This is a genomic window from Pseudomonas sp. EL_65y_Pfl2_R95, assembly GCF_963971045.1.
GTDB lineage: Bacteria > Pseudomonadota > Gammaproteobacteria > Pseudomonadales > Pseudomonadaceae > Aquipseudomonas.
Map to the genome: position 1 here is coordinate 1,265,999 of NZ_CAXAOV010000001.1, position 13,645 is coordinate 1,279,643.

Annotated in this window: 13 protein-coding genes and 1 pseudogene; 3 read left to right on the forward strand and 11 right to left on the reverse strand. The window is 55.3% G+C overall.

All coding sequences use genetic code 11. The features are described 5' to 3' along the window. Positions 1–35 precede the first annotated feature (35 nt). Both ribF and murJ read right to left on the reverse strand, forming a co-directional pair. Positions 36–962 carry a bifunctional riboflavin kinase/FAD synthetase gene (gene ribF, locus AACY09_RS06035; RefSeq protein ID WP_339486633.1) on the reverse strand — a complete coding sequence of 309 codons (927 nt, stop codon included), beginning with the start codon at positions 960–962 and terminating at the stop codon, positions 36–38. A gap of 257 nt (positions 963–1,219) precedes the next feature. Further along, the gene (murJ, locus tag AACY09_RS06040) at positions 1,220–2,758 is read right to left on the reverse strand and encodes a murein biosynthesis integral membrane protein MurJ (protein WP_339486634.1); all 1,539 of its coding nucleotides are present in this window, start codon (positions 2,756–2,758) and stop codon (positions 1,220–1,222) included. A 191-nt stretch (positions 2,759–2,949) separates the two neighbouring features. On the opposite strand from murJ, the gene rpsT reads away from it, so the two are divergent. Further along, the gene (gene rpsT / locus AACY09_RS06045) at positions 2,950–3,222 is read left to right on the forward strand and encodes a 30S ribosomal protein S20 (protein WP_339486635.1); all 273 of its coding nucleotides are present in this window, start codon (positions 2,950–2,952) and stop codon (positions 3,220–3,222) included. A 201-nt stretch (positions 3,223–3,423) separates the two neighbouring features. On the opposite strand, the gene AACY09_RS06050 is transcribed toward rpsT, so the two are convergent. From AACY09_RS06050 to rplU, 5 genes are all read right to left on the reverse strand, one after another. After that, positions 3,424–3,888, reverse strand: a complete 465-nt coding sequence (locus tag AACY09_RS06050; RefSeq protein ID WP_339486636.1) for a CreA family protein — start codon at positions 3,886–3,888, stop codon at positions 3,424–3,426. Between the two features lie 12 nt (positions 3,889–3,900). Beyond that, positions 3,901–5,019, reverse strand: coding sequence for a glutamate 5-kinase (gene proB, locus AACY09_RS06055; protein WP_339486637.1), 1,119 nt, complete (start codon positions 5,017–5,019; stop codon positions 3,901–3,903). Between the two features lie 95 nt (positions 5,020–5,114). After that, complete coding sequence (gene cgtA / locus AACY09_RS06060) at positions 5,115–6,332, reverse strand: Obg family GTPase CgtA (RefSeq protein ID WP_339486638.1); 1,218 nt, start codon at positions 6,330–6,332, stop codon at positions 5,115–5,117. Positions 6,333–6,554: 222 nt separating this feature from the next. Beyond that, positions 6,555–6,812 (reverse strand): 50S ribosomal protein L27, encoded by a 258-nt coding sequence (rpmA, locus tag AACY09_RS06065; protein ID WP_003281574.1) that lies wholly within the window; start codon positions 6,810–6,812, stop codon positions 6,555–6,557. A gap of 38 nt (positions 6,813–6,850) precedes the next feature. Further along, entirely contained in the window at positions 6,851–7,162 is a 312-nt protein-coding gene (gene rplU / locus AACY09_RS06070) for a 50S ribosomal protein L21 (RefSeq protein ID WP_339486639.1), read from the reverse strand. 381 nt (positions 7,163–7,543) lie between these two features. On the opposite strand from rplU, the gene AACY09_RS06075 reads away from it, so the two are divergent. Then, on the forward strand, positions 7,544–8,512 hold the full coding sequence (locus AACY09_RS06075) for a polyprenyl synthetase family protein (RefSeq protein WP_339486640.1): 969 nt from the start codon (positions 7,544–7,546) through the stop codon (positions 8,510–8,512). Between the two features lie 215 nt (positions 8,513–8,727). Further along, a pseudogene (locus tag AACY09_RS06080) lies at positions 8,728–8,949 on the forward strand (PA4570 family protein); the annotation flags it as partial. Positions 8,950–9,084: 135 nt separating this feature from the next. Here the strand turns inward: AACY09_RS06080 and AACY09_RS06085 are convergent. The 4 genes from AACY09_RS06085 to AACY09_RS06100 form a co-directional block, all read right to left on the reverse strand. Then, a complete protein-coding gene (locus AACY09_RS06085) occupies positions 9,085–9,702 on the reverse strand; it encodes an FKBP-type peptidyl-prolyl cis-trans isomerase (RefSeq protein WP_339486641.1) in 618 nt (205 codons plus the stop codon). Between the two features lie 200 nt (positions 9,703–9,902). After that, positions 9,903–10,397, reverse strand: a complete 495-nt coding sequence (locus tag AACY09_RS06090; RefSeq protein WP_339486642.1) for a TIGR00645 family protein — start codon at positions 10,395–10,397, stop codon at positions 9,903–9,905. Between the two features lie 182 nt (positions 10,398–10,579). Next, the gene (locus AACY09_RS06095) at positions 10,580–10,921 is read right to left on the reverse strand and encodes a PA4575 family protein (RefSeq protein ID WP_339486643.1); all 342 of its coding nucleotides are present in this window, start codon (positions 10,919–10,921) and stop codon (positions 10,580–10,582) included. Between the two features lie 189 nt (positions 10,922–11,110). Next, positions 11,111–13,606, reverse strand: a complete 2,496-nt coding sequence (locus tag AACY09_RS06100; RefSeq protein WP_339486644.1) for a Lon protease family protein — start codon at positions 13,604–13,606, stop codon at positions 11,111–11,113. Between the last annotated feature and the right edge of the window lie 39 nt (positions 13,607–13,645).

The following is a 13,645-nucleotide window of genomic DNA, read 5'->3' on the forward strand; positions in this document are numbered from 1 at the left end:
TTCGGCTCTTCATTTAAGCGGTCGGCACTATTTATTTAAGTGCGCCAATGGGCACGGGCGGCGGCAATATCGGCAGCAATTGCCGTCTTTAACGCCTCAAGAGAGGCAAATCGCTGCTCATCACGCAGCTTGTGGTGGAATGCCACCGTCAAACGCCGGCCATATACATCACCGGCAAAGTCTAAAAGGTGCACCTCAAGGTGGGCGCTACCGTCACTCTTGACACTGGGCCGCACGCCAATATTGGCAACACCGGGCCAGGTCTTACCGTCGATCTCGGTGCTGACCAGGTAAACCCCGGTCAAAGGCACACGGCGACGTTTGAGCTGAATATTGGCGGTGGGCGCATTCAGCTGACGACCCAGTTTCTGGCCGTGCAACACGCGTCCTGCGATTTGGAATGGGCGCCCAAGCAACAGCTCAGCCAGGGGGAAGTCTGCACTTTGCAGGGCTTCGCGAACCCGGGTACTGCTGACTCGAATACCATCAAGTTCAACAGTTGTGGCGGCCTCGACCGTAAAGCCCTCGCGCTCTGCAGCAGCAGACAAGAAGGCGAAATCACCGGCACGGTCACAACCGAAGCGGAAATCGTCACCCACTTCGAGGTGGCGCACGCCCAAGCCTTCAACCAGCACTTTGTGCACAAACTCGGCGGCACTCAATTCGCGCAAGCGCGGATTAAAAGCCAGGCACAGTACCCGGTCAACGCCTTCGGCCGCTAACAAGGCGAGCTTGTCACGCAGGCGTGTCAGCCGCGCTGGCGCAGTCTCCGGACCAAAGAATTCGCGGGGTTGTGGCTCAAAAATCACCACGCAGCTGGGTACGCCAAGCTCTGCGGCTCGCTCACGTAAACGCGCCAAAATAGCCTGATGGCCACGATGGACGCCGTCAAAATTACCGATTGTGGCGACACAGTCCCGATGCTCAGGCCGCAGATTGTGTAGGCCTCGTACCAGCTGCATAACGCGCTTCTTGCTCATAAAGTGGTCGATTATACGCATACCAGACCGCAGACAACAGGCAACAACGTCGCGCCAATCAGAAATCTGCCGGTCAATTAATCCCGATTCAGAAAAATGGTGGTTCTTGTAGGGTGTGTCAACGCGAAGCTTGGCCACCATCGCTCACGCAAACACCGCGAATATTCGAGACCTCAATGGTGGATGAAAACAGCATCAGCCCTCCCTAACAATTTGGGGCAGAGCGCATCTATTGCAAGCTAGGCGATAGCCTTGCGCGAAAAATCGCGCAATCTAAAGCCCATCAACAACAGACTGGCGAAGTAGCTGATCAGCCCTGCAGCCACCAACACCCCGAGGCGCAACAGGCGCTCCAGCATGCCGCCAGATGACCATTGCGGCATGTAATGCATGATGACCAGCAGCACTGCAGCCATCACGCATACCGCCACCACCAACTTGATCAAATACATCATCCAACCCGGTTGCGGCTGGAACATATCCGCCTTGCGCAGTTGCCAATACAACAAGCTGGCATTCAGGCAGGCCGCCAAACCGATGGACAGCGCCAAGCCAACATGGGCCAGCGGGCCAATAAACGCCAGGTTCATTAACTGGGTCGAGAACAGAGTGAAGATCGCAATCTTCACCGGGGTCTTGATGTTCTGCTGCGCATAAAAACCAGGGGCAAGGATTTTCACCAGAATGATCCCGAGCAGACCCACTGCGTACGCAATCAATGCATGCTGAGTCATCAAGGCATCATTGGCACTGAATTTACCGTACTGGAACAACGACACGGTCAACGGCTCTGCCAACACCGCCAGCGCCACCGCGCTTGGCAATACCAGTACAAAACACAGACGTAGCCCCCAATCGAGCAACCGTGAATAGTCTTCGCGGCTCGAACTGGCGTAGGTCTTCGACAGCGCAGGCAACAAAATCGTACCCAGCGCAACGCCAAGCACGCCTGAGGGCAACTCCATCAAGCGGTCAGCGTAATACATCCAGGAAACTGAACCGGCGACCAAAAATGAAGCAAAGATGGTGTTGATGATTAGTGAGATCTGGCTGACCGACACCCCAAAGATCGCCGGCCCCATTTGCTTCATCACCCGCCATACGCCGCGGTCTTTGAGATTCAGGCGCGGCAAGACCAACATGCCAACCTTCTTCAGGTGCGGCAACTGATAGAGCAGTTGGAGCAAACCACCCACCAGCACTGCCCAGCCCAGCGCCATGATCGGCGGATCAAAATAGGGGGTTAAAAACAGCGCAAACACGATCATGCTGACATTCAGCAGGGTCGGCACAAATGCCGGCACCGAAAAACGATTCCAGGTATTGAGCACGGCCCCCGCCAGTGACGACAGCGAAATCAGCAATATATAAGGGAAGGTGATCCGCAGCAGATCGGTGGTGAGCGCAAAGCGATCAGCCTCATCGGCAAAGCCGGGGGCGGAAATCCATACGATCCACGGCGCCGCAATGACACCGAGCAAGGTCACCAACGCCAGCACCAAGGTCAACAAACCCGAGACGTAGGCAATAAAGGTTTTAGTTGCCTCCTCGCCCTGCTGGGTCTTGTACTCAGCCAAAATCGGCACAAACGCTTGGGAAAATGCGCCTTCCGCAAAAATTCTTCGCAGCAAATTGGGCAGCTTGAATGCCACCACAAAGGCGTCAGAAGCCACGCCAGCACCGAAGGTACGGGCAATAATGGTATCGCGCACAAAACCTAAAACGCGCGAGAGCATGGTCAAAGAGCTAACGGCGGCCAGCGACTTAAGCAAATTCATGAGATAATGATTTTTCCGCATACATGTGAGCCAGCGGACAATCCACCGGTTCACGAAGGCGTCGAGTGTAGCGGCCTGCCACTTGTCAGGCTAGCGCCAGGAATTGTCTTTAGTCTTGACAGACGAATACCTTCTAGGCATGATTCGCGGCCTTATTTGTTTGCAACCCAAAAATTTCGAGGAGCTTGACGGTGGCCAATACACCTTCTGCCAAAAAACGCGCAAAACAGGCTGAGAAGCGTCGTAGCCATAACGCCAGCCTGCGCTCGATGGTCCGTACCTACATCAAAAACGTTGTTAAAGCTATCGACGCTAAAGATGCTGGTCTGGCCCAAACTGCTTACGTTGCAGCTGTTCCGGTCATCGACCGCATGGCTGACAAAGGCATCTTGCACAAGAACAAAGCAGCTCGCCATAAGAGCCGCCTGAATGCCCACATCAAGGCACTCAGCACTGCTGCTTAATTAGCAGTCAGTTCTTGGCGTAAAGCCTTAAAAAACCGGTCTTATGACCGGTTTTTTATTGCCCAAATTTTGTAATCCAGGGTGGATGAGGCTCTTTTCATCCACCATTGCGGTCTCGAATACTCGGGCTGTTTGTGCGAGCCACGGTGACCAAGCTTCGCATTGACACACCCCAACCAAAACCACAGCTGGTGAGGCGAATTACTTCTGCGTCGGCCACGGCATGATTGGAATCGCCGCCATTGAGTTCTGCGGACTGCCTTCGATCACCCGGTCGCTGTACACCAGATAAATAAGCGCATTACGCTTTTGATCGAAGAAGCGCACCACCTGCATGGTCTTGAAGATCAACGAGGTGCGCTGCTTGAATACTTCCTCACCGTCTTTAAGCTTGCCGGTGAAACTGATCGGACCAATCTGCCTGCAATCAATCGAGGCGTCGGAGCGATCCTCAGCCAAGCCCAAGCCACCTTTGACGCCGCCGGTTTTGGCGCGCGACAGGTAGCAGGTTACGCCTTGGACTTTAGGGTCATCAAAAGCTTCAACAACAATTTTGTCGTTGGGCCCCATCCACTTAAACACCGTTGATACCGAACCAATCTCCTCCGCCAAGACCAGCCCCGGCACAAGCATCAACGCAGCCAGCAATCCGTTCGCCATACGCATCCGAGCGCACTCCTAGACCAGTATCAAATTATCTTTGTGCATCAACTCTGGCTCATCGACATAGCCCAGCAGCTTTTCAATCGCATCAGACGGCTGACCAATTATCTTTTGCGCTTCAAGGGCACTGTAGTTGGCCAATCCTCGGGCAATCTCACGACCATCGGCGGCCACGCAGACCACCATCTCGCCGCGGCGAAAGCTACCCTTCACCGCACGCACACCCACCGCCAACAAACTTTTGCGACCGGTGGACAGCGCCTTGACCGCACCATCATCCAGCACCAGGGTGCCGCGCGTTTGCAGATGCCCGGCAAGCCATTGTTTGCGCGCCGCCAACATTCCGCGCTCAGGCGCCAGAAGCGTGCCCAGCCGCTCGCCTGCCTTAAGCCGCGCAAGCACTTGCTCTATCGCGCCACCAACAATGATTGTATGGGCGCCAGAGCGCGCAGCGAGCCGTGCAGCCCGAAGCTTGGTCTGCATACCGCCACGACCCAAAGCACCGCCCACACCACCAGCTACGGCGTCCAGAGCAGGATCATCCGCTCGCGCTTCATAAATCAACTTGGCATTGGGATTATTACGCGGATCAGCATCGAACATGCCGTCACGATCCGTAAGGATAACTAGCAGGTCGGCTTCAACAAGATTGGCAACCAGCGCCGCCAGAGTGTCGTTATCGCCGAAACGGATTTCATCAGTGACCACAGTGTCGTTTTCATTGATCACCGGCACCACATCCAGCTCGACCAAGGTACGCAAGGTGCTGCGCGCATTCAGGTAGCGCTTGCGATCAGACAGGTCATCGTGGGTCAGCAAGATTTGTGCAGTGCGCCGGCCATGCTCAGCAAAGCTCGACTCCCACGCCTGAATCAGCACCATCTGACCAATCGCAGCAGACGCCTGAAGCTCATGCATCGCACTTGGCCGCGAAGTCCAGCCCAAGCGACTCATGCCGGCCGCCACAGCGCCGGAAGACACCAGTACCAACTCCACCCCCTGCTCGCGCAAGGCTACCATCTGCTGAACCCACACAGCCATCGCCGCACGGTCCAGACCACGACCATCTGCAGTCAACAATGCACTGCCGATTTTAACCACCCAGCGCTGCGCGCCAGTCACCTTGTCACGCATGATTCCTCAACCCTAGCCCTGCACCGAAAAGTGCAAAACAGTTACTAGTCACGAAACATACAAAAACGCCGCTATTAAGCGGCGTTGATAATGGCTTAATCCCGGACGTAGAAGATTTCCGGGCCGTCGTCGTCATCTTCATCGTCGAAGTCATCTTCATCGACATCTTCGACACTCTTGACACCCGAGCGACGCAATGCACGCTGATCATCCAACGCCTGCAGACGCGCACGCGCCTCATCTTCAATGCGCTGATCAAGTTCAGCCAACTCAGAGGCGAATGCTGGATTTTCAGCAATCTTCTCGGTACGCGCCTCAAGGTAGGTCATGATGTCCTGACACAGGCGCTGCGTACCTTCCCCCGAAATAGCCGAGACCACATAAACCGGGCCTTTCCAGTCAAGCGCAGCAACCACCTCGGCGACACGCTCATCACGCTCTTCTTCGAGCATCTGATCCGACTTGTTCAACACCAACCAGCGATCACGCTCAGCCAGTGCCGGGCTAAATTTGGTCAACTCATCGACAATAGTAATAGCCGACTCGCTCGGATCAGTCAGATCCAGCGGCGCCATGTCGACGAGGTGCAGCAACAGACGCGTACGCGCCAGGTGCTTGAGGAAGCGAATCCCCAGACCCGCGCCATCAGAGGCGCCCTCGATCAAACCCGGAATATCGGCAACCACAAAACTCTTGTAGCGGTCGACACTGACAACACCCAGGTTGGGGATCAGCGTGGTAAACGGATAATCCGCCACCTTCGGCTTAGCGGCCGACACCGCACGAATAAAGGTGCTCTTACCGGCGTTAGGCAAGCCCAGCAGGCCGACATCAGCCAACACTTTCAACTCAAGCTTGAGGTCGCGCGACTCACCCGGCTTACCCGGCGTGGTTTGGCGCGGAGCACGGTTGGTACTGGACTTGAACCGGGTATTACCCAGACCGTGCCAGCCACCTTGTGCAACCAGCAGGCGCTGGCCTGCCTTGGTCAGGTCACCAATCACTTCCTGGGTACCGGCATCAATCACCGTGGTACCCACTGGCACGCGCAGGACTGACTCTTCACCCTTACGACCCGTGCAATCGGTGCTGCCGCCGTTGGAGCCACGTTCGGCATCAAAACGCCGCGTGTAGCGGTAATCGATAAGGGTATTGAGGTTTTCGTCGGCCATCAAATACACCGAACCGCCATCACCGCCATCACCACCGTTCGGCCCACCGTTTTCGATGAACTTTTCACGACGGAAACTCATACAACCGTTACCACCGTCGCCGGCTTTTACAAAAATCGATACTTCATCGACGAATTTCATGAGCACGCCTCCCGCCAATACTGCGGGTTAACAATAACCAAGGAACACAGGTGCTTGCAAAATTGACCTAAGGAACCGCTGAAAAACTACTACTCAGTTTTTAGAAAGCTTCCCACAAGGGCTTAATCATAAGCCTTTTATCAGGTCAGTTTGGCAAGAACCCCAAGAATACAAAAACAAAAAAGCCCCGTCGCAAGGACGGGGCTTTTAACCTTGCCGCGATTAAGCCGCGACAACGCTCACGTAGCGACGACCGAAGGCGCCTTTTACTTCAAACTTGATCACGCCTTCGACTTTAGCGAAGAGAGTGTGATCTTTACCCATGCCAACGCCGTAACCAGCGTGGAATTGGGTGCCGCGCTGACGCACGATGATGTTGCCTGCTTTGATAGCCTGGCCGCCATACATCTTAACGCCTAAGCGTTTAGCTTCTGAGTCGCGACCGTTGCGGGTGGAACCGCCAGCTTTTTTGTGTGCCATGAGTCAATACTCCTATAAAGGGATCAGGCTGAAATGAATCAGGCCGAAATACCGGTGATTTTGATCTCAGTGAACCACTGACGGTGGCCCTGACGCTTCATGTGGTGCTTACGACGACGGAACTTGATGATGCGGATTTTATCGTGACGACCTTGCGACACAACTTCTGCAACAACAGTAGCGCCAGCTACAACCGGTGCGCCGATTTGAACGTCGTCACCGTTGCCGATCAACAAAACGCGATCGAACGTGACGGATTCGCCAGTACCGATTTCGAGTTTCTCAACCTTCAGGAATTCGCCTTCGGTGACTTTGTATTGCTTGCCACCAGTTACAATTACAGCGTACATGGTATATCTCCGTTAATCCTGCTCACCCAGCTCTTTAGAGGGATAGTTATCGGCTGGCATGGCTGCTCGGGGCCGGAAAAGACGCCCTTGCAATTGCGTAAGGCAGGGAAATGCCCAGGGGGAAGTTCAGGGTGCGCGATTGTACGCAAGCTGGTTACGCCGCGCAAGCCCCTGTAGCCAACGCCATGGGTCAGGCTCGCATCGGCGTGCGGTATAGTGATGCAGCGGGGCATTTTATAACAGTAATATGGCTAAGCTCAGCCCTTTGTTAAGCTGTCACCTTTATATATGAAACTGCTGAAGCGACTCAGACCCCTGCCTTGACAGCCCTGAGCCCGCCGCCTAGCATGCCGCGCAACCTTCGAGGAGCACCTGCAACTGATGCAACCCCAGGCTTTCTACCGCGTGGTGGCGGACGACTTTACCGCCGTTGATGGCATTATCCGTCAACAACTTGTCTCGCGTGTGCCGCTGGTAGAGAAAATCGGCGACTACATTATCTCGGCTGGCGGTAAGCGCCTGCGTCCTTTATTAGTCTTGCTTAGTGGCAAGGCGCTTGGGCTGCAGGACGACAACCTGCGCCTGCTCGCGGCGACCATTGAGTTCCTGCACACCGCAACCTTGCTGCATGACGACGTTGTCGATATGTCTGACATGCGCCGCGGACGCAGCACGGCCAATGCCCAATGGGGTAATGCGCCTAGCGTACTGGTCGGTGACTTCCTCTACTCGCGCTCGTTCGAGATGATGGTTGAACTGGGCTCGATGCCGGTGATGAAAATCCTCTCCAAAGCCACGCGCGTGATTGCCGAAGGCGAGGTTCTGCAGCTATCGAAAATTCGCGACGCCAGCACCACGGAAGAGACCTACATGGAAGTCATCCGCGGCAAAACCGCGATGCTTTTCGAGGCCTCGACCCACAGTGCAGCTGCATTGGCAGGTGCCACAGCCGAACAGACCGAAGCGCTGCGCACCTTTGGTGACCACCTTGGCGTTGCTTTCCAGCTGGTTGACGACTTGCTCGACTACCGCGGCGACGCCGCCACGCTAGGCAAAAACGTTGGCGATGATTTAGCCGAAGGTAAACCTACCCTGCCGCTGATCTACACCATGCGCGAGGGCACGCCCGAGCAAGCTACTCTGGTACGCCAGGCGATCCAGAAAGGGGGCATCGAGAACCTTGAGAGCATTCGCAACGCCGTTGAAGCAGCGGGGGCGCTGGACTACACCGCCCAACAAGCCCGCGACTACGCAGAACGCGCAATCGCCTGCCTTGACGTACTGCCTGCCAGTGAGTATCGCGATGCATTGGTTGAGCTGAGCCGCTTCGCCGTGGCCCGCACCCACTAAATCGACAAGGTGGCCGATACCCTTTCGGCCACCATTTACACACATATATATCCGAGAACTTGCCACACCACGGTGGCCAAGCTTCGCGTTGACGCACCCTACAAGAGCCACCATCACCGCTCGAACGCGCAACGCCCGACGAATAGCATTAATTGATCCTTGCTATTATGCGAATAGGAATTATTATCATCTAACACCTTCAAGGGAGATGAGACATGACTTATTTAATTGATGCCTGGCTTGATCGACCACAACCCTATCTGCGCATCCTTAATCGTGACACAGGGGAAGTCTGCGCGATGCTTGAGGAAGAAGCACTGGATGAGTTGCGGGACATGGGTGATCTGGATTTGCACGAGCTGAATTCCAGCGAGCCCTTGGTGCTCAAAGAGCTGGTGCGCAATCTGTTTCTGTTCTGCTATGCCCGGGCATTGCGCCCCGACGATCATGCTCTGGCGCTGAGAAAACAGCGCGCAAACACGCTGCGTGACCGCTATGCACGAGCATATCAATCACAATACTCAGCGTTTCTGAGCCCGGCATAATCACTGCCGGACTCAGCACCCACTGGTTTACAGGACTTCGAGCAGCTCGACGTCAAATACCAGTACGCTGTGCGGCGGGATGCTACCAACGCCCTGCGCGCCATAGGCCAGCTCGCTCGGTACATACAGGCGCCACTTGCTGCCAGCAGGCATCAGTTGCAAAGCTTCGGTCCAGCCAGCGATTACACCGCCTACTGGGAATTCAGCGGGCTCACCGCGATCGTAAGAACTGTCAAACACAGTGCCGTCGATCAGGGTGCCGTGGTAATGCGCACGGATGGTGTCTTCGCGGGTTGGCGTAGCGCCTTCACCGGTAGCCAACACTTCGTACTGCAGGCCAGAAGCCAATACTTTGATACCGTCGCGGCCAGCGTTTTCAGCCAGGAATGCAACACCAGCGCCCGCTGCCGCTTCGGCTTTGGCCTGAGCTTCAGCCTGCATCACTTCACGGATAACCTTGAAGCTGGCGTTCATGTCAGCTTCGCTAACGCGGCTGTCTTTGCCGGCGAAAGCGTCAGTCAAGCCAGCAAGGATCGCGTCAAGGCTCACGCCCGGTGGCGGATTGTCACGCAGTTGGCCGCCAAGTTGACGACCAATGCCGTAGCTGACGCGTGTTTCGTCAGTGGTAAAATTTAGTTCGGACATGAACTGCTCCGCTGCAGGTTTAAAAGGCCGGCAAGCCTAGCACAAAGCAATCTCAGGCTCTAACCACCGCGTGCGACACCCTTAGCGCCCCCTTCCTCCGGCCCTGCCGCGCCGACTTTTAGGTCGCTAAAGGCAAACCGCTCCCGCTCGGCTGGAAACCGGGCCGGAGCGGGCACTGCCTGCACATGCATGTGCGGATGTTATTTGTCGTACTTGCTTAGTTTGTCCAAGTAACCCATGGCAAAAGCGGATAGCACAAAGGTCATATGAATAATCACGTACCACATCAATTTGTTATCCGGAATGTTCTTCGCATCCATAAAGACTTTGAGCAAATGGATCGAAGAAATCGCCACAATCGACGCCGCGACTTTCATTTTTAATGAACCGGAGTCCATTTTACCCAGCCAGCTGAGTTTTTCTTTGCCGGGATCGATGTTCAGTTGCGAGACAAAATTCTCGTAACCCGACAACATCACCATGACCAACAGACCGCCAACCAGCGCCATATCGATCAGCGACAGAATGACCAGGACCAAGTCTGCCTCGGCCATCGACAAGACGTTAGGCAGGATGTGAAAGATTTCCTGGAAGAATTTAATCGCCAGCGCGAGCAAGCCCAACGACAAGCCAAAATAAATTGGAGCGAGCAACCAACGCGAGGTGTACATCGCATTCTCAATAAAGCGTTCCATGAAGCCTCACGAAGGATAAACAGGTTCACGATTATACGCGCGCCGCAGCCCCGTAAAAGCCCCTTGGAACACCTTGACGAGTTATTAGTCGTGCTGTGGATAACTCTGTGGAGAGTCGTGGGATTAACTGTGCAAACGCAGGCAACGCAAGCCTCGCTTAAAGCCGGCTGACAGGGGCCCGATCAGCTCTCTGGATGGAATTGATAGTCACCAAGGTTACAGCAGCGCCTGCCATTGAGCTGGCGCAATTCAGACTGTACATGCAGGCGCCAAATCAGCAGTTCAGAGCATGAGCCATAGCCTTGATTGGCCAGACTCTCGGCGATTCCAGCCAATACCCCTTCCGCCACAGAAGGCCCGTAGAATGGGCCCTGAGCCTTGATTACAGAAGGTTGAGTACCTGAAATACCAGCAGCGCAGATCAGCGTCCAAAGTCCATTTTCGCCGGCCAGTGGCAGCACCACGCACTCGATACGTGTGACCAAACCCAAGCATTGACGTGTGAGGCAGAGACTACGCGGCATCGCGGCGACCCTCTCATGATCAGAACTACAGCCTACACCCGAAAAGTACTGCTAGGGAAGCCACTCATTGCCCCTCGACACCTGTGGGTAAGTGTGTGGATGAACCCTTGAATGAAGCCACAACCGGAAAGTTGCGACCTGGCGCTCAAATACTGGCTATGTACCAGTATTGAGCGCTATAACGGCAGGCTACTTTTCTAACTTTTCAGTCTTAGAAACCACCGGTTTTGTCGGTACGGGCTTCTTCGCAGGAGGCTTCGGCATGGCTTTAGCGACCTTCTCAGCCAGCGCTTCTGGCTCTTTGTCGTCTTCTTCCATGCCCATTTCGGCGATTTCGCGCAGGCGCTCAACCACACGGGCATTAACACTGCCACTCGGAAACTGGCCCTTTTCATTTGGCGATCCGGCATCTTCACCAACCAACAGGCTCAATGCCTCATCGACCTGGCGCACCGCATAGATGTGGAACTGCCCTGCCCGCACTGCTTGCAGCACACGCTCATCCAGCATCAGGGTGGTGACGTTGGACTGCGGAATAATCGCGCCCTGCTCACCCGTAAGCCCACGCGCCTCACACAGCCGGAAGAAGCCTTCGATCTTCTCGTTGACACCACCCACGGCCTGCACTTCACCGAATTGGTTGATCGAGCCGGTGATCGCAAAGCACTGCTTAAGCGGCGTACGCGACAAAGCGGAGATCAGCGTACAAACCTCGCCAAGTGATGCGCTGTCCCCGTCGACATAGCCGTAAGACTGCTCCAGGGCGATGCTTGCAGAGATCTCCAGCGGAAACTCCTGGGCATAACGGCTGCCAAGATAACCGGTCAGAATCATCACGCCCTTGGAGTGAATCGGCTGGCCCAGATTGACTTCCCGCTCGATGTCGACAATGCCTGAACCGCCCGGATACACCGTGGCCGAGATCCGTGCAGGCACACCAAAATCAGAGTCACCGACCTGCAAAACCGTCAATCCGTTGCACTTGCCCACAGCTGCGCCGCTGGTATCGATAAGAATGATCCCGGCCAGCATGTCATCAATGATGCGCGCCGAGACTCGTCCTGTCCGAGTGGCCTTGGCCTTGAGTGCTCGCTCTATATGGCCGACATCGGTCACTGTTTCGTTGGCCAGTTGACGAATAAAATCAGCCTCGCTAACCAGCTGAAACAGGTCGCCAATGCGTGCCGACAAACGGCCCTGATGCTCCGCCAGACGCGCACTGAAGGTTGCCAAACGGGCAACCGCGGCTGCGGTCAGTGGCGCCATGCCTTCTTCTGAAGTACGGGTTTTCATTAGCTGAGCGAACTGCTCAAGGCTTTCATCCGCCAAGGGGATGTCTTCGTCGAAATCGACCAGCACCCGGAACATTTCCTGGAAGTCAGGATCATGGTCCTGCAAGGCATAATACAACTGCCGCGCACCAATGATGATGACCTTGATCTGCAAAGGGATAACCTGCGGATTAAGGCTGACAGTGGCAATCCGGCCAAGATCACCCAGGGGTGATTCCATCTTCAATTGCCGCGAATGCAGGGCGCGCTTGAGTGCATCCCAAACAAAGGGCTCGCTGAGCATTTTTTCGGCTTCGAGAATCAGGAACCCGCCGTTGGCACGGTGCAAGGCTCCTGGGCGCAACTGTCGGTAGCTGGTGTAAAGCGCGCCTTGGTCGTTGTTGTATTCAATGCGGCCGAACAGGTTGTCGTAGGTCGGATGCGGCTCAAAAACTACCGGCGCGCCACCGTCGACATGATGCCCCACCACCAGGCTCGGGCAGTACTGCTCTTCCAGCAACTTGCGGGTTTGTGCATCGACCTTCTCAACATCAACCAACTGCTCCACCACGGTTTTCAGCAGGTTGACCTGTACAGCTTGCAAATAAGCACAGATCTCAGCGTTCTCGGCATACTTTTCCGATAGCGGTGCCAGCAGCGGCTGCAGGGCAACAGTGATGGTTTCTTCGTTCAACTGGCGCAACTGATTGCTCGACTCACGCTTCCACTGCGGCAGGCTGGCCAGTTCTTCGTTCAGGCGCTCCTCCAATTGCGCAATATCGACATGGAAGCGCTCGCGGTCGGCTTCAGGTAACTGGGCAAACTCGGCCTCATCCAATGCCTTGCCTTCGAGCATTGGGGTGAAGGCAATATTGGTGCTGTCGCGATACAGGGCGATGCCTTTTTCCAGTGACAGACGCTCGATCACATCCAGGGCCTGGTCATACCGCTTGTTGAAGGCGCGGTCTATGGCGCTCTTCTTCTGTTGATAGGACGGGTGCTCGAATACCGCTGGAAATGTAGCCAGCAGGTTGTCGATCAACAGATTGATATCGGCAATAAACTCGCCAGCAGAGCCAGCAGTCAGCTCAAGCACGCGCGGCTCACGTGGCTCGTCAAAATGATTTACGTACACATGATCGGCCGGCGTATCCATACGCTTACCTTCAGCCTTTAGGTAACGCTGTACGAAGGAGAATCGCCCAGTGCCAGGCTCCCCCATGACGAACACGTTATAACCGGGACGCGGCATAGCCACGCCAAACTGCAGGGCTTCGACTGCACGCTCCTGACCCAAAACACCGCGAAAAGGCTCCAAGTCATCTGTGGTAGTGAAATTAAACTGCTCGGGGGCAAATGGACGAGTTAGAGCGTCGGGGGCTAGCCGCAATTGGGTAGCAACAGATTCAGGCATTGGAAATCCTTGTACGGAGGGCACATGCGAGAGAAATAA

Excerpts from the sequence above, each read along its gene's own strand:
- ribF (WP_339486633.1), bottom strand. The coding sequence starts at position 962 with ATGCAGCTGGTACGAGGCCTACACAATCTGCGGCCTGAGCATCGGGAC.
- murJ (WP_339486634.1), bottom strand. The coding sequence starts at position 2,758 with ATGAATTTGCTTAAGTCGCTGGCCGCCGTTAGCTCTTTGACCATGCTC.
- AACY09_RS06050 (WP_339486636.1), bottom strand. The coding sequence starts at position 3,888 with ATGCGTATGGCGAACGGATTGCTGGCTGCGTTGATGCTTGTGCCGGGG.
- proB (WP_339486637.1), bottom strand. The coding sequence starts at position 5,019 with ATGCGTGACAAGGTGACTGGCGCGCAGCGCTGGGTGGTTAAAATCGGC.
- cgtA (WP_339486638.1), bottom strand. The coding sequence starts at position 6,332 with ATGAAATTCGTCGATGAAGTATCGATTTTTGTAAAAGCCGGCGACGGT.
- rpmA (WP_003281574.1), bottom strand. The coding sequence starts at position 6,812 with ATGGCACACAAAAAAGCTGGCGGTTCCACCCGCAACGGTCGCGACTCA.
- rplU (WP_339486639.1), bottom strand. The coding sequence starts at position 7,162 with ATGTACGCTGTAATTGTAACTGGTGGCAAGCAATACAAAGTCACCGAA.
- AACY09_RS06075 (WP_339486640.1), top strand. The coding sequence starts at position 7,544 with ATGCAACCCCAGGCTTTCTACCGCGTGGTGGCGGACGACTTTACCGCC.
- AACY09_RS06085 (WP_339486641.1), bottom strand. The coding sequence starts at position 9,702 with ATGTCCGAACTAAATTTTACCACTGACGAAACACGCGTCAGCTACGGC.
- AACY09_RS06090 (WP_339486642.1), bottom strand. The coding sequence starts at position 10,397 with ATGGAACGCTTTATTGAGAATGCGATGTACACCTCGCGTTGGTTGCTC.
- AACY09_RS06095 (WP_339486643.1), bottom strand. The coding sequence starts at position 10,921 with ATGCCGCGTAGTCTCTGCCTCACACGTCAATGCTTGGGTTTGGTCACA.
- AACY09_RS06100 (WP_339486644.1), bottom strand. The coding sequence starts at position 13,606 with ATGCCTGAATCTGTTGCTACCCAATTGCGGCTAGCCCCCGACGCTCTA.